The sequence below is a fragment of the Streptomyces herbicida genome (genome assembly GCF_032656585.1).
GTDB lineage: Bacteria > Actinomycetota > Actinomycetes > Streptomycetales > Streptomycetaceae > Streptomyces > Streptomyces herbicida.
In genome coordinates, this window is sequence record NZ_JAUYWJ010000002.1 from 71,083 (window position 1) to 87,090 (window position 16,008).

The window sequence follows — 16,008 nt, forward strand, 5'->3', positions numbered from 1 at the left end:
GCGTCCATGGAGGTCCGGGAGCCGCTCCGGAGGTCCTTGGCGCCGTTCGGCGCCGGCCTGGGCGGGGAGCCGCTCCCGCCCTGCCGACACCCACTAATGTGCCGGACCCGTGTTAAGCGGGTGCTGCGCGCACGTGACACGCTCGTACCACTTCCGCGAAGTCCCCATCCGGACGCGACACCCCGAGTTCGGCTCCGGCACGGGCAGTTCACCGGGCGTTGGCTACTGCTTCCCGCCCTTGGCCAGGAAGGCCAGCAGGTCCTGCCGGCTGACCACACCGGTCGGCTTGCCCTCGACGAGGACGATCGCCGCGTCCGCCTCACCGAGCACGGACATCAGGTCCGCGACCGGCTCACCGGAGCCGACCTGGGGCAGCGGGGCGCCCATGTGCTTCTCCAGCGGGTCGTCGAGCGAGGCCCGCTTGTTGAACAGGGCGTCGAGCAGCTCGCGCTCCACGACCGACCCGACGACCTCGGCGGCCATCACGTCCGGGTGACCGGCGCCCGGCTTCACGACCGGCATCTGCGAGACGCCGTACTCGCGCAGCACCTCGATGGCCTGGCCGACGGTCTCCTCCGGGTGCATGTGGACGAGCGACGGGATGGAGCCGCCCTCCTTGTCGTTGAGGACGTCGGCGACACGGGCGCTGGGGCCCTCGTCCTCCAGGAAGCCGTAGTCGGCCATCCACTCGTCGTTGAAGATCTTGCTGAGGTAACCACGGCCGCTGTCCGGCAGCAGGACGACCACGACGTCGTCCGGGCCCAGCCGCTCGGCGACCCGCAGGGCGGCGACCACGGCCATGCCGCAGGAGCCGCCGACCAGCAGGCCCTCCTCCTTCGCCAGGCGCCGGGTCATCTGGAAGGAGTCCTTGTCGGACACGGCGACGATCTCGTCCGCGACGGTCCGGTCATAGGCCGTCGGCCAGAAGTCCTCACCGACGCCCTCGACCAGGTACGGCCGCCCGGAGCCGCCGGAGTAGACGGAGCCCTCGGGGTCGGCACCGATGACCTTCACCCCGCCGTCGCTGACGTCCTTCAGATAACGGCCGGTGCCGGAGATGGTGCCGCCGGTGCCGACGCCCGCCACGAAGTGGGTGATCTTCCCCTCCGTCTGCTCCCACAGCTCGGGGCCGGTCGAGTGATAGTGCGAAAGGGGGTTGTTGGGGTTGGAGTACTGGTCGGGCTTCCACGCGCCGGGCGTCTCACGCACCAGCCGGTCCGACACGTTGTAGTACGAGTCCGGGTGCTCGGGGGCCACGGCGGTCGGGCAGACGACGACCTCGGCGCCGTACGCACGCAGGACGTTGATCTTGTCGGTGCTCACCTTGTCGGGGCACACGAAGATGCACTTGTAGCCCTTCTGCTGGGCCACGATCGCCAGCCCGACACCCGTGTTTCCGCTGGTCGGCTCCACGATCGTGCCGCCCGGCTTGAGCTCCCCGCTCTGCTCGGCGGCCTCGATCATGCGCAGGGCGATGCGGTCCTTCACCGAACCGCCGGGGTTGAAGTACTCCACCTTGGCCAGGACCGTCGCCTGGATGCCCTTGGTCACGCTGTTGAGCTTCACCAGCGGGGTGTTGCCGACGAGGCTGATCATCGAGTCGTGGAATCGCACCGTTGTCTCCGGTCGCTTTCAAAAAAATGGTCGTGATTGTTCCGCCAGCCTACGGCCCGGGAAGTGCGTTCACTCCCTGTTGAGATTGGCCGACGGCCAGTACGGGGCAATGAGTGGATGTACGGCTACGAGGAGGTGGCGGCGACGCATGACGAGCATGTCGAGGGCGAGGGTGGCCCGGCGGATCGCGGCCGGTGCGGCGTACGGCGGCGGCGGGGTCGGGCTGGTCGGCGCGGCGGCCGTCGGTCTGCTGCTGGCCGAGGTGCGGATGGCCAGGAGCCGGGTGGGCAACGGCACGAGCAACCATGTGCCGATGGCCGACGGCCTGTACGGCGACTCCTATGCCATCCCCGGCGAACCGCCGCTGCGGCTGACGCTGCTCGGCGACTCCACGGCGGCGGGCCAGGGCGTGCACCGGGCGGGCCAGACCCCGGGCGCACTGCTGGCCCACGGGCTGGCGGCGGTGGCGGAGCGGCCGGTGGACCTGCGCAATGTCGCCCTGCCCGGGGCCCAGTCGGACGACCTGGACCGCCAGGTGGCGCTGGTGCTGTCCTCTCCCTTTCCGATCCCGGACGTCTGCGTGATCATGATCGGCGCGAACGACGTGACGCACCGGATGCCGCCGACCCGCTCCGTGCGCCATCTGTCGGCGGCGGTACGGCGGCTGCGCACGGCCGGCGCCGAGGTGGTCGTCGGCACCTGTCCGGACCTGGGCACGATCGAACCGGTCCAGCAGCCGCTGCGCTGGCTGGCCCGCCGGGCCTCGCGGCAGCTGGCGGCGGCCCAGACGATCGGCGTGGTGGAACAGGGAGGCCGCACGGTGTCCCTCGGCGACCTGCTTGGCCCCGAGTTCGCGGCGAACCCGCGCGAGCTCTTCGGCCCCGACAACTACCACCCCTCCGCGGAGGGCTACGCCACGGCGGCGATGGCGGTGCTGCCGACCGTCTGCGCGGCCCTGGGCCTGTGGCCGGCGGAGGAGGAGCGGCCGGACGTCTCCCGGCGCGAGGGCTTCCTGCCGGTCGCCCGTGCCGCGGCCGAGGCCGCCTCGGAGGCGGGTACGGAGGTCACGGCGGCGATGCCGACCGGCCCCCGGGGCCCGTGGGCACTGCTCAAGCGCCGCAGGCGCCGCCGGGTTCCGGAGGCGCCGCCCGCCCCGGTGGAACCTTCCGTGCCGGAATCCGCCTCCCAGGAACCCGCCTCCTGGCCGACCGAGTCGGGGAGCGGGTGGGTATAGGGGGAGTGTGAGCGCTGTGAGCGCCCCGGGGTGCGCGAGCGCCTCGGGGTGCCAGTGTGCCTCGGGGTGCTGGTGCCTCGGGGTGCCAGTGCCTCGGGAGGGGCGGGCGGCCAAGCAAGCGCTTAGACAATTGCGGTCAGGGTCACACCCCTTCATACGTGACCCGGGCCATACGTACGGGTAACTTCCCAAGCAGCCGCCAATCCCCCGTACGCCCTCCCGTCGCCCGACCGCCACCCCTCAACGAGGCGCTCCGCGCCGCCCCTTTTGAACTGGAGCCGTGATGCCCGAAGCCGTCATCGTCTCGACCGCCCGTTCCCCGATCGGCCGCGCTTTCAAGGGCTCCCTCAAGGACCTGCGCCCGGACGACCTCACCGCCACGATCATCCAGGCGGCCCTCGCCAAGGTCCCCGAGCTGGACCCGCGGGACATCGACGACCTGATGCTCGGCTGCGGCCTTCCCGGCGGCGAGCAGGGCAACAACCTCGGCCGGATAGTCGCCGTGCAGATGGGCATGGACCACCTGCCGGGCTGCACGATCACCCGTTACTGCTCCTCCTCCCTGCAGACCTCCCGCATGGCCCTGCACGCCATCAAGGCCGGCGAGGGCGACGTCTTCATCTCGGCCGGTGTCGAGGTGGTCTCGCGGTTCGTCAAGGGCAACTCCGACAGCCTGCCGGACACGCACAACCCGTTCTTCGCCGAGGCCGAGGCCCGGACCGCCGCGGTCGCCGAGCAGGAGGGCACGACCTGGCACGACCCGCGCGAGGACGGTCTCGTCCCCGACGCCTACATCGCCATGGGCCAGACCGCGGAGAACCTCGCCCGCTTGAAGGGCGTCACCCGCCAGGACATGGACGAGTTCGGCGTCCGCTCGCAGAACCTCGCCGAAGAGGCCATCAAGAACGGCTTCTGGGAGCGCGAGATCACCCCGGTGACCCTCCCCGACGGCACGGTGGTCAGCAAGGACGACGGCCCGCGCGCCGGCGTCACCCTCGAGGGCGTGGCGGGCCTCAAGCCGGCCTTCCGCCCCGATGGCATGGTCACCGCCGCCAACTGCTGCCCGCTGAACGACGGCGCCGCCGCGGTCGTCATCATGAGCGACACCAAGGCCCGCGAGCTCGGCCTCACCCCGCTGGCCCGGATCGTGTCGACCGGCGTCTCCGGCCTGTCCCCCGAGATCATGGGCCTCGGCCCGGTCGAGGCCTCCCAGCAGGCCCTGCGCCGCGCCGGCCTGACCATCGACGACATCGACCTGGTCGAGATCAACGAGGCCTTCGCCGCCCAGGTGATCCCCTCCTACCGGGACCTCGGCATCGACCTCGACAAGCTGAACGTCAACGGCGGCGCCATCGCCGTCGGCCACCCCTTCGGCATGACCGGCGCCCGCATCACCGGCACGCTCATCAACTCCCTCCAGTTCCACGACAAGCAGTTCGGCCTGGAGACGATGTGCGTCGGCGGCGGCCAGGGCATGGCGATGGTGATCGAGCGCCTCAGCTGATCCGGACGGGTCCCGCACGGTGACCGTCGCGGGACCCAGCGTGACCTTTCGACCCGGCGTTCGATCCAAATCCGAACGTCGGGTCGATTTGTGATCCAATCTCCCCCAGGATGTGACCTATCTCCCTCAGGGGAGATATCAACGCAGGTCAGAGCGGTTGTACGGGTAAAAACCAGGGCCAAGCGCCTGTCCGATTCGTGACGTTACGCACTGACAGCTGGTTAGTCCACCCTTCAAGCTGATGTAGGAAGTCGGGGGTCGACTTTGAACCAGGGAGTACGTCAGTGAGCGCCATGCCCCTCGCCCTGCTGCTCACCACGGCCGCCACCGGTGCCGTGGGCGTCGCCGTCCTGCGCACCGTGCTGGTGCTGCGCCGCCAGGTCGCGGCCCTGCAGAACCAGCTCGCCGAGAGCCAGGCGGCCGCGACGCGCGCCCTGCTGCCCGCCGCCCGCACCACGGCCGACACCGAGGAGATACGCGCCGCGGTGGCCGAGGCCCTTGCCGAGGAGCGGGAGCGGGAGCTCGCCGAGGCGCGCGCGTTCTGGGCCGCCCAGGAGTCCCGTGACGTCACCGACGCGCCCTCCTTGCTCGGCCTGGCCGACACTCTGGCCGACAGCGAGATGTTCCTGCCCCGGCAGGCCGACTTCGTGGGCCTGGAGCCGCTGGAGCCGGTGACGGAGCCGACCGCGGACGCCGACGAGTTCTCCCCCAAGGACTTCGTCCAGGGAGGTACCCCCAGCGACTCCCCGGAGCTGGCCGCGGCCCGCCGCCGCCACCCCTCGCACCCGGACTTCGTACCGGTGCAGTCGCCCGTCGTGAACGACCACGAGCGCACCGCGACCGCCCTGGAGCAGCTGGCCGAGGATCGGGTCGAGCTGACCGACGTCCGCCCGGGCCCGCTGGGCACCCTCGACGTCTATGTCTTCGCCGACGGCACGACCCTGTGCATGACGCCGGGCCACCGCGAGACGGCGGAGCGCCTCGCGGCCGCCCTCCGCGCGGGCGAGAACCCGTACCTCCTCGGCGGCTCGGGGATCTCGGGCGCGTACACGCTGACGTTCGCGTGCGGCGAGGAGAACGTCTACATCCTCGCCGACCGGGTCATCGCGTCCCTGTAGCCGACGATCGCGGCGGCCCGCCGCCCACGCGCCGGAGGTCCCTCAGACCCCGGCGCGTTTTTGTGCCTCCTCCACCAACGTCACCGCCTCCTCCACCTCGGCGTCGGTTTTCAGCACGAGTGCCAAGTCGTGTACGGCCACGGTGATCTGGTCGGCGACCGCGAACATGCCCGCGTCCGGCATCTCTCGAGGCTCCCCCGAGGGATCCTCGATCCGCTGGGCACGCAGTGCCAAATCCCTGGCCAGCGCCAGCGCTTCGGCTGCGGCGCTCCGCTGGAGGCGGCTCTGCGGCGCGGCCCGCAGCCGGTCGGCGAAGTGATCCACGGCTCGGGTCAGAGGTGTCGTGTCAACCACGCCGCGAGACTACGCGTCGCACCTGGACTGTTGCCAATACGCCAACGCTCAGGCACGGTGACGTGAAGGACCGGCTTCATCGAATGCGTCCGGAGGCGCCGATGTCCCAAGTCTTCTCCGAGGAGACCCATCGCAATCTGCTCGCCCGCATCCCCCACTGCACCGGCCGTGAAGTCTCGGACTGGCTTCGCGCCGTCGAGGAAGGCCCCGCTCTCTTCCGCTTCGAGGAGAAGGTCAGCTGGCTCCGCCACGAGCACAACCTCGCGTACGGCCACGCCAAGGCAATCGTTCATGAATACGACCTGAGGAGGGCCGCGCGCAAACTGCTCTAGGCGCGCACCACGCATACGACGAAGGGCCCCGGACGAAGCCGGGGCCCTTCCTGTCACCGCGGCACCTCGATGCCGCGCCGTGCGTTAGTCGTTACTACTGAAGATGGCCACCAGCCGCAGCATCTCCACGTAGATCCACACGAGTGTCAGGGTCAGGCCGAACGCGGCCAGCCAGGCCTCCTCGCGCGGCGCGCCGTAGGCGATGCCGTCCTCGATCTGCTTGAAGTCGAGGGTCAGGAAGAAGGCGCCGAGCAGGATGGCGATGATGCCCACGATCGCGCCCAGCGGGCCGAAGCTGCGCAGACCGCCGTCGGAGGCGACGCCGAACGCGACCAGCAGCAGGTTCACTGCCATGACCAGCACGAACGCGATGGCGATCGACATGCCGATGCGGGCGTAGCGCGCCGTGACGCGGATCCAGCCGGCCTTGTAGACCAGCAGGGTCGCGGCCGTGACCGCCATGGTGCCGAGCACCGCCTGGAACGGGGCGCCGCTCCACTGGCTGTTGTACATCTCGCTGATGACGCCGAGGAAGACGCCCTCGAAGGCGGCGTATCCCAGGATCAGCGCGGGCGAGGGGGTGCGCTTGAAGCTCTGCACGAGCGCCAGCACCATCGCGATGATGGCGGAGACGAACGCCAGGCCGTAGCTGGTCGCCGAGACCGGCAGCACCGCCCACGCCAGGACGGCGCCGATGGCGACCGTGCCGAGCGTCATGGCGGAGCGCATGACGACGTCGTCCATCGTCATCCGGCCGGTGGTGACCGGGGCCTGCGGCGGGGCGCCGTACTGCTGGTCCTGCTGGGCGTAAGGGTTCTGCGCGTAGGGGTTCCCGCCCTGGGCGTACGGGTTGCCCTGGGCATAGGGGTTGCCCTGTGCGTACCCGGCCTGCGGCGCGGTGTTGAAGCCCGCGTAGCCGTTGTCGCGGCTGAACCCCCGTCGCGAGAAGACCGGGTTACTGCTCCTCATTTCACTCCTCCATGGCCACCCTGCGTGGCCTTGGCTCAAGAGTAATAGGTTGGCAAAAGACTGACCCTAGTTCTTGGGGAGGATCTTTCCCCTGCGTGCTCGCCAACACGCTACGCGGGTGCCTCATTCCCGGCCATGGAGGGCTCCATTCCATGACCAACCCGCTACCTCTCCGGAACCGGCCGGAAACCGGTCAGTCGAGCGGGAAGCCGGTGTACGCCTCGGCGAGATCGGTCTCGGCCGCGCGGGAGGCACCGATCCGCTCCAGCCGGGCCAGCTGGAGCCGGTCGTCGAACGCGGTGGCGTCGGGGGCCCGGTGGAGCAGTGTCGTCATGTCGTAGGAGAACCGCTCGGCCTGCCAGATGCGACGCAGACAGGTCGCGGAGTAGGAGTCCAGCAGCTCCGCCGACCCCGTCTCCTTCTCGTGCGCGAGCGCCCGAGCGAGGGTGACGACGTCACCGACGGCCAGGTTGAGCCCCTTGGCACCGGTCGGCGGCACGATGTGGGCGGCGTCCCCGGCGAGGAACAGACGGCCGTACCGCATGGGCTCGTGGACGTACGAGCGCATCGGCGTGACCGACTTCCGGGTGATCGGCCCGCGCTGCAGGCGCCAGCCGTCGGCGGTCTCGAAGCGGCGTTCCAGCTCGGCCCAGATGTCCTCGTCGCTCCAGTCCTCGGCGTCCGTTTCCGCGGGCACCTGGAGATAGAGGCGGGAGACGGACGGGGAACGCATGGACAGGAGGGCGAAGCCGCGGTCGTGGCGGGCGTAGACGAGCTCGTCGTGGGAGGGGGCGACGTCGGCGAGTATGCCGAGCCAGGCGTAGGGGTACGTCCGCTCGAACACCCGGGAGAGTGACTCGGGTACGGCCTTACGGGCCACCCCCCAGAACCCGTCGCACCCGACGACGGACTCGCACTCCAGGACGTCCTCGCGCCCCTCGTGCCGGAACCGCACCCGGCAACGCTCGCCGTCGGCTCCCTCCACGGCCAGCGCCTCCGCCTCGAACAACAGCGGGCCGCCCTCCTTCAGCTGGAGGGCGATGAGGTCCTTGCAGACCTCGGTCTGGGCGTAGACCAGCACGGACCGGCCGTCGGTGAGCGCGGGGAAGTCGACGCGGTGGCGCCGCTTGGCGAACCTCAGCTCGATCCCGTCGTGCCGCAGCCCCTCCCGGTCCATCCGCTCCCCGGCACCGACCGCGCGCAGCACGTCCACGGTCCCCTGCTCCAGGATCCCGGCCCGCTGCCGCTGTTCGACGTAGCTGCGGTCGCGGCTCTCCAGGACGACCGAGTCGATGCCCGCGGTGTGCAGCAGCCGCGCGAGGAGCAGACCGGCGGGTCCGGCGCCGATGATGCCGACGGTGGTACGCATCGGTCGTTCCCTTCCGTTGTTCGCCTGGTGAAATTTCCTTCACTTCTCCCCTCGCAGGAGTCTCCGACCGCCCTCGCCCCATGTCAACGGTTGCGGCGACCCGCGCCACGTCAGCGACCGCCGCTCCGAGAACGGCAAGAGCCGCCGCCTGCTCCGGGAGCCGGCCCCCTACGCCCTGCGTGACACCCCCGCCGTGAAGGTGACGGTCCGTCCGGTGAAGTTCGACTACCCCGGCACCAAGAGGTGGCCGACGACGTCGAGTTGCTCGCCAAGGTGTACGTCCAGCGCCTCCGGGCCGGCGACGCGAACGACCTGGCTCGCCTCGGTGCCCCCTGGTACGCCGGCCGGGAACGGGCCGCGCGGCGCCCGACATCCCGGTACGGCACACACACCGGCGAACCGGTCGAAGCGACCGTGCAGGAGCCCGTCGTGCCGTACCTCGCCGCCGTCAAGCTCCGCTTCGGCGACGGGGAGAGACAGATGGTGTACCTCAGCCGCGACCACGACGACGTGTGGTGGCTGCAACTGGGAAACGGTGATCCCGTGGCGCCGTAGACAGGCGCGGGAAGTGCCCGGAACCGGACTTGAACCGGTACGCCCGCGAGGGGCAGCGAGGTTTAAGCTCGCCGTGTCTGCATTCCACCATCCGGGCAGGCCATGGGCTCCGCTTCGAGATCCCGAGCCTATCGGGATACATCCCCCGAACAGCGGTAGGGCTGACCCGATGTTGTCTTATTTTATTGAGGTCTGAGGGAGCATCAGCCCGCGGTACGGGCCATCCGCACTTGCCAATAGCGTTACGCGCGGTGGGTGTGCACGTACACGGAATGACGGAATTTCACCGTCCGAACGAGGGGGCTCCACCTGTTCTCGACGTCTTCCCGTCCCCGACTCGGGGTCGGCCGTCATCCCCAGGTATGACATGGCGCCCTCCGGTCCGACCGGAGTCTGCCTCTGGAACGGGATCAGCGGGTGACTACACGGCGATGGGCGGCCGGGACGATGTACCAGTACCGACGAACGCCGCCGTCCCGACAGGAGCGCCCTTCCGTGACCACCACACCCATCGCCGACCGGACCACCGCAGTGGCCGCGCGTGCCACGGATCTGTCGAAGATCTACGGACAGGGCGAGACCCAGGTGGTCGCCCTCGACCGGGTCTCCGCCGAGTTCCGGCAGGCCGAATTCACCGCGATCATGGGGCCGTCCGGGTCCGGCAAGTCGACGCTGATGCACTGTGTGGCCGGTCTGGACACCTTCTCCTCCGGGTCCGTGCGCATCGGCGACACCGAGCTCGGCTCGCTGAAGGACAAGCAGCTGACCAAGCTGCGCCGGGACAAGATCGGGTTCATCTTCCAGGCGTTCAACCTGCTGCCGACGCTGACGGCCGCGGAGAACATCACCCTTCCCATGGACATCGCGGGCCGTAAGCCGGACAAGCAGTGGCTCGACCAGGTGATCCGGATGGTCGGCCTGGCGGACCGGCTCGGCCACCGCCCGTCCCAGCTGTCCGGCGGCCAGCAGCAGCGCGTCGCCGTCGCCCGTGCCCTCGCCTCCAAGCCCGACATCATCTTCGGCGACGAGCCGACCGGAAACCTCGACTCGCGCTCCGGCGCCGAGGTGCTGGGCTTCCTGCGCAACTCCGTCCGGGAACTGGGCCAGACGGTGGTGATGGTGACCCACGACCCGGTGGCCGCGGCGTACGCGGACCGGGTGGTGTTCCTCGCGGACGGACGGATCGTCGACGAGATGCACGGACCGACGGCGGACTCGGTGCTCGACCGCATGAAGCGATTCGACGCCAAGGGCCGCACCAGCTGACCGCCGACCACACCACGGACCGAAGAGAACCCATGTTCCGCACCGCCTTGCGCAACGTATTCGCGCACAAGGCCCGGCTCCTCATGACCGTGCTCGCCGTGATGCTCGGCGTCGCGTTCGTCTCGGGGACCCTGGTCTTCACCAACACCATCTCGGACGCCTACCAGAAGAGCTCCGCCAAGGGCTTCGACCAGGTCGACGTCGCCGTGCAGCCCAAGTACCAGGACTCCAAGGGCGACAAGGTCGGCAAGACCCCCAAGCTGACCCAGGCTCTGCTCGACAGGGCCGCGAAGACCCCGGGGGCCGCCTCCGCGACCGGTGTCGTCAGCGGCTTCACCGCGATCGCCGACAAGGACGGCAAGCTGCTCGGCAGCGGCTGGCAGTCCGCGGGCGGGAACTACTGGGGCTCCAAGGACGCCCGCTACCCGCTGGTCAGCGGCCACGCCCCGAGCGGCAAGGGCGAGGTGCTGATCGACTCCAGGACCGCCGAGCGCGCCGGCTACAAGGTCGGCGACACCGTGCGCATCTCGGTCGACGGCCCGGTCCTCACCCCGACCATCAGCGGCATCTTCACCACCGACGACGGCAACGTGGCCGCGGGCGGCAGCCTCGCCCTGTTCGACACGCCGACCGCGCAGACGCTGTTCGGCAAGAAAGGCACGTACGACGAGATCGACGTGAAGGCGGCGGCGGGGACCAGCCAGAGCGCACTCAAGGCCGGGCTGGACAAGGCGCTGCCCTCGCGCCTGGTGGAGACCACCACCGGCAAGCAGCTCGCCGACGACCAGGCGCAGATGATCTCCTCCTCGATGAGCGGTCTGAAGCAGAGTCTGCTGGTGTTCGCCGGTATCGCGCTGTTCGTCGGGACGTTCATCATCGCCAACACCTTCACCATGCTGGTCGCCCAGCGCACCAAGGAACTGGCCCTGCTGCGGGCGGTCGGCGCCTCCCGCCGTCAGGTCACCCGCTCGGTGCTGATCGAGGCGTTCGTGGTGGGCGCGGTCGCCGGTGTGACCGGTCTGGTGGCCGGCATCGGGATCGGCGCCGGGCTGCGGAGCCTGCTGGGCTCCTTCGGCGCGAGCGTGCCCGACGGCCCGCTGGTGATCACGCCGGGCACCGTGGCGACCGCCCTCGCGGTCGGCATCGTCATCACCATGCTGGCCGCCTGGCTGCCGGGCCGCCGGGCGGCGAAGATCCCGCCGGTGGCGGCGATGAGCAGCGTGCACGCCAAGGCGACCACCAAGTCGCTGGTGCTGCGCAACACGCTCGGCGCACTGTTCTCGGCGGCCGGCATCGCGGTGGTCCTCGCGGCCACCTCGATGGACGCCGACGCCGCCCAGGGCCCGATGGGCATCGGCGCGGTCCTGCTCATCATCGGCGTGTTCATCCTGACCCCGCTGCTGTCCCGCCCCCTGATCGCGGCCGCGGCCCCGGTGCTGCGCGCCTTCGGTGTCTCGGGCAAGCTGGCCCGCCAGAACTCGGTGCGCAACCCGCGCCGTACGGCGGCCACGGCGTCCGCGCTGATGATCGGCCTGACCCTGATCACCGGCATGACGGTGATGGCGGGCAGCCTGCAGACATCCATCGACAAGATGGCCGGCTCGGCCATCCGCGCGGACTACGTCGTCTCGATGGCCAACCGCGGCCCGCTCTCCCCCGACGTGGCGACGAAGATCGCCGCCACGGACGGCGTCACGGCCAGCAGCCCGCTGCGCAACGGCGAATCCCGCATCGACGGCGCGACCGAGTTCCTGACCGGCGTGAACGCTTCCGCCATCGCCCGGCTGATGGACCTGGAGGTGGACGCCGGCACCTTCGAGGTGGGCGGCACGCAGGTCGTGGTGGACAAGGACAAGGCCAAGGAATACGGCTGGAAGGCCGGCTCGGACTTCACCGTGCACTACGAGGACGGCAAGGCGCAGAAGCTGACCGTCGCCGGGATCTACGAGGGCAACGACATGCTCAACGGGATCATCCTCGACAACAAGCTCCTCACCCCGCACCTGAGCGACCCGGCCGACATGCAGGTCTGGGTCAAGACCGCGGACGGCGCAACCGGCACGGCCAAGGACAAGCTGGAGAAGGCCCTCGGCTCCAACCCGGCGATCAAGGTCCAGGACAAGCAGGACATCTCCAACGACATCGCGAAGATGTTCACGCTGATGCTGAACATGGTCTACGGCCTGCTCGGCATGGCGGTGATCGTCGCGGTCCTCGGGGTCATCAACACCCTGGCCATGTCGGTCTTCGAGCGCTCCCAGGAGATCGGCATGCTGCGCGCGATCGGCCTGGACCGCAAGTCCGTCAAGCGGATGGTACGCCTGGAGTCCCTGGTCATCTCCCTGTTCGGCGGGGTGCTGGGCATCGGTCTGGGCGTGTTCTTCGGCTGGGCCGCCGGTGAGCTGCTCGGCACGAAGATGGCGACCTACGAACTGGTCCTGCCCTGGGCCCGGATAGCCGTCTTCCTGCTGCTGGCAGGCACGGTCGGCGTCCTGGCCGCGCTGTGGCCGGCCCGGCGGGCGGCCCGGCTGAACATGCTTGCCGCCATCAAGTCGGAGTAGCCGTACAGCGTCGAGGCCCCGTTCCCTTCCGGCCACGCCCGAAGGGAACGGGGCCTCGCGCGTTCAGTTCCACGTGCGGGCACGCAACGGCATCGCGGACATCCCCGACTCGGGTGTGCGCACTGCCAGGACCTGGTTGACGCCGATGCGGTTGCGTTCGAAGGAGAGGGCGCAGGCCGCCATGTACAGGCGCCAGACGCGGGCGCGCCCGGGGCTGGCGAGCCGTACCGCGCGGTCCCAGCCGGACTCCAGAGCGGCGACCCAGCGGCGGAGGGTGAGGGCGTAGTGCTCGCGGATCGACTCCACGTCGCGCACCTCGAACCCGGCGCGTTCCAACTGGGTGATGGTGGAGCCGAGCGGGGCCAGCTCGCCGTCGGGGAAGACATAGGCGTCGATGAACGCGTCCGGGTGGTACGACGACTCGTCGCGCTGCGGGCGGCGGGCGATCTGGTGGTTGAGGAGCCGGCCGCCCGGTTTCAGCAAGCCGTACAGAACGGTGGCGTACTCGAAATAGCGCTCCGAGCCGACGTGTTCGGCCATGCCGATGGAGGAGATCGCGTCGTACGGGCCGTCGGCGACGTCCCGGTAGTCCTGCACCCGGATCTCGATCCGGTCGGTGAGGCCTTGGTCGGCGACGCGCTTGCGGGCGTACGCGGCCTGCTCCTGGGACAGGGTGACGCCGACGACGCTCACGTCGTGCTCGCGGGCCGCGTGCATGGCCATCGAGCCCCAGCCGCAGCCGACGTCGAGGAGCCGCTGACCTGGGGTCAGGCCGAGCTTTCGGGAGACCAGTTCGAGCTTGTCGCGCTGGGCGGACTCGAGGGTGCCGGCGTCCTCCCAATAGGCGCAGGAGTACACCATGGAGGGGCCGAGGACGAGCTCGTAGAAGTCGTTGCCGACGTCGTAGTGGTGGCTGATGGCGCGTCTGTCGCTGCGCCGGGTGTGCAGACGACGGGTGGTGCGGCGGACCTCCTCCCGGGGCGGGGCGGGTGGCAGCAGGGGGCCGGCGAGCCTCAGCAGCCGGACGGCGGCCGCCCGGACGTCCGGGTCGCGCAGCGCCTGCAGGAGGGTCCTGGAGCCCTCCGCGCGCTCCCACACCAGCCCGGACATCGCGTCGAGGGCGGCGTAGAGATCGCCCTCGATCTCCAGGTCGCCGGACACCCAGGCCCGGGCCAGGCCCAGTTCGCCCGGCTTCCACAGCAGGCGGCGCAGGGCCCGGCGATTGCGGACGACCAGGGTCGGGGCGCCCGGCGGGCCGGACAGCGAACCGTCCCAGGCGCGGATCCGTACGGGGAGCGGTTCTCCCAGCAGCTGCTCGGCGAGACTCGTCAGCCGCGACGCGGCGTCGGCCATGGCGCACACCTCCGTGAATGGAATCGGCCCATTGGTTCCGGTCTCCATCCGGTCTCCCGGTAACGACCGTCCACGCCGACGTCATTCCCCCTCACCCGGCCCGTGCCGACACGCTCCCCCGAACCATCACACCGACGCCACGCCACGAAGCGGCACGGCCTGCCCCGTCACCGGGAACCTGCCGCCGTGCATGCCGAAGGGGCCGCCTGCACCACGGATGGCAGGCGGCCCCTTCGGGCGGTTCGGTGACCTGGGGTCAGGAGGCCTTGGCCTTCTCCCCGGTCTTCGCCGCGGCGACCGGCGCCGGCTTGGCGGCCTCGAAGAACTCCTCGCGCGGGTTCTCCATGGCGCCGAGCGACACGACCTCGCGCTTGAGGAACATGCCGAGGGTCCAGTCCGCGAAGATGCGGATCTTGCGGTTCCAGGTCGGCATGGCCAGACCGTGGTAGCCACGGTGCATGTACCAGGCCAGACGGCCCTTGAGCTTGATCTTCGTCTTGCCCATGACGATCATCGCAACGCCCTTGTGGAGACCGAGACCGGCCACCGCGCCCTTGTTGGCGTGCGAGTAGTCCTTCTGCGGGAAGCCCCGCATACCGGAGATCACGTTGTCGCCGAGCACCCTGGCCTGGCGCAGTGCGTGCTGGGCGTTCGGCGGGCACCAGGCGTTCTCGACACCGGCCTTGCGGGCGGCGACGTCCGGCACCTGGGCGTTGTCGCCCGCGGCCCAGATGTAGTCCGTGCCCTGGACCTGGAGCGTCGGCGCGCAGTCGACGTGACCGCGCGGACCGAGCGGCAGGCCGAAGCGGGCGAGCGCCGGGTTCGGCTTGACGCCGGCCGTCCAGACGATCGTGTTGGAGTCGACCTCGAGGCCGTTCTTCAGGACCACGTGGCCGTCGACGCAGGAGTCCATGGAGGTGGAGAGGTAGATCTCCACGCCGCGGCTCTCCAGGTGCTCCCTGCCGTACTGGCCGAGCTTCGGCCCGACCTCGGGAAGGATCTTGTCGGCGGCGTCGACGAGGACGAAGCGCATGTCCTCACGTGACACGTTCTTGTAGTACTTGGCCGCGTCCCGGGCCATGTCCTCGACCTCGCCGATGGTCTCCGCACCGGCGAAGCCACCGCCGATGAAGACGAAGGTGAGTGCCTTGCGGCGGATCTCCTCGTCGGTCGTGGAGTCGGCCTTGTCGAGCTGCTCGAGGACGTGGTTGCGCAGGCCGATGGACTCCTCGATGCCCTTCATGCCGATGCCCTGCTCGGCAAGGCCGGGGATCGGGAAGGTGCGGGAGACCGCGCCGAGCGCGATCACCAGGTAGTCGAAGGGCAGTTCGTACGCCTCGCCGACCAGCGGGGCGACCGTCGCGACCTTGCGGTCCTGGTCGATGGTGGTGACCCGGCCGGTGAGGACCTCCGCCTTCGGCAGCACGCGTCGCAGCGGGACGACGACGTGGCGAGGGGAGATGCTGCCGGCGGCGGCTTCGGGCAGGAAGGGCTGGTAGGTCATGTACGACCGGGGGTCGACGACCGTGACGGTCGCCTCGCCGTAGCGCATCTTCTTGAGGATGCGCCGAGCTGCGTACAGGCCTACGTACCCACCGCCTACTACGAGGATCCTGGGACGCTCCGTGGTGCTCATGCCATCGAGTATCCACCCGCCCCTAGGGGGCCGCTCGTGCGCCCCTTCACAAGCTTCTTGAGGGCCCGTGCTACACTCCGCGACCCGCGTGACACAGGTCATGTCGACAAGTCGGAACCGCTGTGCACCCCGACCCGTTGTCA

At 69.9% G+C, this 16,008-nt stretch carries 13 protein-coding genes and 1 tRNA gene; 7 read left to right on the forward strand and 7 right to left on the reverse strand.

Going from position 1 to position 16,008, the window contains the following annotated elements; all coding sequences use genetic code 11:
• Positions 1-222: 222 nt before the first annotated feature.
• Positions 223-1,614, reverse strand: a complete 1,392-nt coding sequence (locus tag Q8A52_RS04015; protein ID WP_316748882.1) for a cystathionine beta-synthase — start codon at positions 1,612-1,614, stop codon at positions 223-225.
• A gap of 148 nt (positions 1,615-1,762) precedes the next feature.
• Here Q8A52_RS04015 and Q8A52_RS04020 point away from each other — a divergent pair, with 148 nt between their 5' ends.
• The 3 genes from Q8A52_RS04020 (at position 1,763) to Q8A52_RS04030 (ending at position 5,470) form a co-directional block, all read left to right on the forward strand.
• Entirely contained in the window at positions 1,763-2,848 is a 1,086-nt protein-coding gene (locus Q8A52_RS04020) for an SGNH/GDSL hydrolase family protein (protein ID WP_316748884.1), read from the forward strand.
• A 283-nt stretch (positions 2,849-3,131) separates the two neighbouring features.
• Complete coding sequence (locus Q8A52_RS04025) at positions 3,132-4,352, forward strand: acetyl-CoA C-acetyltransferase (RefSeq protein ID WP_316748886.1); 1,221 nt, start codon at positions 3,132-3,134, stop codon at positions 4,350-4,352.
• Between the two features lie 284 nt (positions 4,353-4,636).
• Positions 4,637-5,470 carry a hypothetical protein gene (locus Q8A52_RS04030; RefSeq protein WP_316748887.1) on the forward strand — a complete coding sequence of 278 codons (834 nt, stop codon included), beginning with the start codon at positions 4,637-4,639 and terminating at the stop codon, positions 5,468-5,470.
• A gap of 42 nt (positions 5,471-5,512) precedes the next feature.
• On the opposite strand, the gene Q8A52_RS04035 is transcribed toward Q8A52_RS04030, so the two are convergent.
• Entirely contained in the window at positions 5,513-5,824 is a 312-nt protein-coding gene (locus tag Q8A52_RS04035) for a hypothetical protein (RefSeq protein WP_263209552.1), read from the reverse strand.
• 101 nt (positions 5,825-5,925) lie between these two features.
• Between Q8A52_RS04035 and Q8A52_RS04040 the strand changes: the two genes are divergently transcribed.
• Complete coding sequence (locus Q8A52_RS04040) at positions 5,926-6,156, forward strand: DUF4287 domain-containing protein (RefSeq protein WP_316748890.1); 231 nt, start codon at positions 5,926-5,928, stop codon at positions 6,154-6,156.
• An 84-nt stretch (positions 6,157-6,240) separates the two neighbouring features.
• Here Q8A52_RS04040 and Q8A52_RS04045 read toward each other — a convergent pair whose 3' ends face one another.
• Both Q8A52_RS04045 and Q8A52_RS04050 read right to left on the reverse strand, forming a co-directional pair.
• Positions 6,241-7,125 carry a Bax inhibitor-1/YccA family protein gene (locus tag Q8A52_RS04045; protein ID WP_316748892.1) on the reverse strand — a complete coding sequence of 295 codons (885 nt, stop codon included), beginning with the start codon at positions 7,123-7,125 and terminating at the stop codon, positions 6,241-6,243.
• 193 nt (positions 7,126-7,318) lie between these two features.
• Positions 7,319-8,494 carry a 4-hydroxybenzoate 3-monooxygenase gene (locus Q8A52_RS04050; RefSeq protein ID WP_316748894.1) on the reverse strand — a complete coding sequence of 392 codons (1,176 nt, stop codon included), beginning with the start codon at positions 8,492-8,494 and terminating at the stop codon, positions 7,319-7,321.
• A gap of 243 nt (positions 8,495-8,737) precedes the next feature.
• Between Q8A52_RS04050 and Q8A52_RS04055 the strand changes: the two genes are divergently transcribed.
• Positions 8,738-9,049: a hypothetical protein gene (locus tag Q8A52_RS04055; RefSeq protein WP_316748896.1), complete on the forward strand. Its 312-nt coding sequence runs from the start codon at positions 8,738-8,740 to the stop codon at positions 9,047-9,049.
• Between the two features lie 14 nt (positions 9,050-9,063).
• On the opposite strand, the gene Q8A52_RS04060 is transcribed toward Q8A52_RS04055, so the two are convergent.
• A tRNA-Leu gene (locus tag Q8A52_RS04060) sits at positions 9,064-9,146 on the reverse strand.
• Positions 9,147-9,544: 398 nt separating this feature from the next.
• Between Q8A52_RS04060 and Q8A52_RS04065 the strand changes: the two genes are divergently transcribed.
• Both Q8A52_RS04065 and Q8A52_RS04070 read left to right on the forward strand, forming a co-directional pair.
• Complete coding sequence (locus Q8A52_RS04065; protein WP_316748898.1) at positions 9,545-10,315, forward strand: ABC transporter ATP-binding protein; 771 nt, start codon at positions 9,545-9,547, stop codon at positions 10,313-10,315.
• A gap of 32 nt (positions 10,316-10,347) precedes the next feature.
• The gene (locus tag Q8A52_RS04070) at positions 10,348-12,876 is read left to right on the forward strand and encodes an ABC transporter permease (protein ID WP_316748899.1); all 2,529 of its coding nucleotides are present in this window, start codon (positions 10,348-10,350) and stop codon (positions 12,874-12,876) included.
• A gap of 63 nt (positions 12,877-12,939) precedes the next feature.
• Here the strand turns inward: Q8A52_RS04070 and Q8A52_RS04075 are convergent, their stop codons facing one another.
• Positions 12,940-14,229, reverse strand: a complete 1,290-nt coding sequence (locus tag Q8A52_RS04075) for a cyclopropane-fatty-acyl-phospholipid synthase family protein (protein ID WP_316748902.1) — start codon at positions 14,227-14,229, stop codon at positions 12,940-12,942.
• Positions 14,230-14,485: 256 nt separating this feature from the next.
• Entirely contained in the window at positions 14,486-15,865 is a 1,380-nt protein-coding gene (locus Q8A52_RS04080) for an NAD(P)/FAD-dependent oxidoreductase (RefSeq protein WP_316748904.1), read from the reverse strand.
• Between the last annotated feature and the right edge of the window lie 143 nt (positions 15,866-16,008).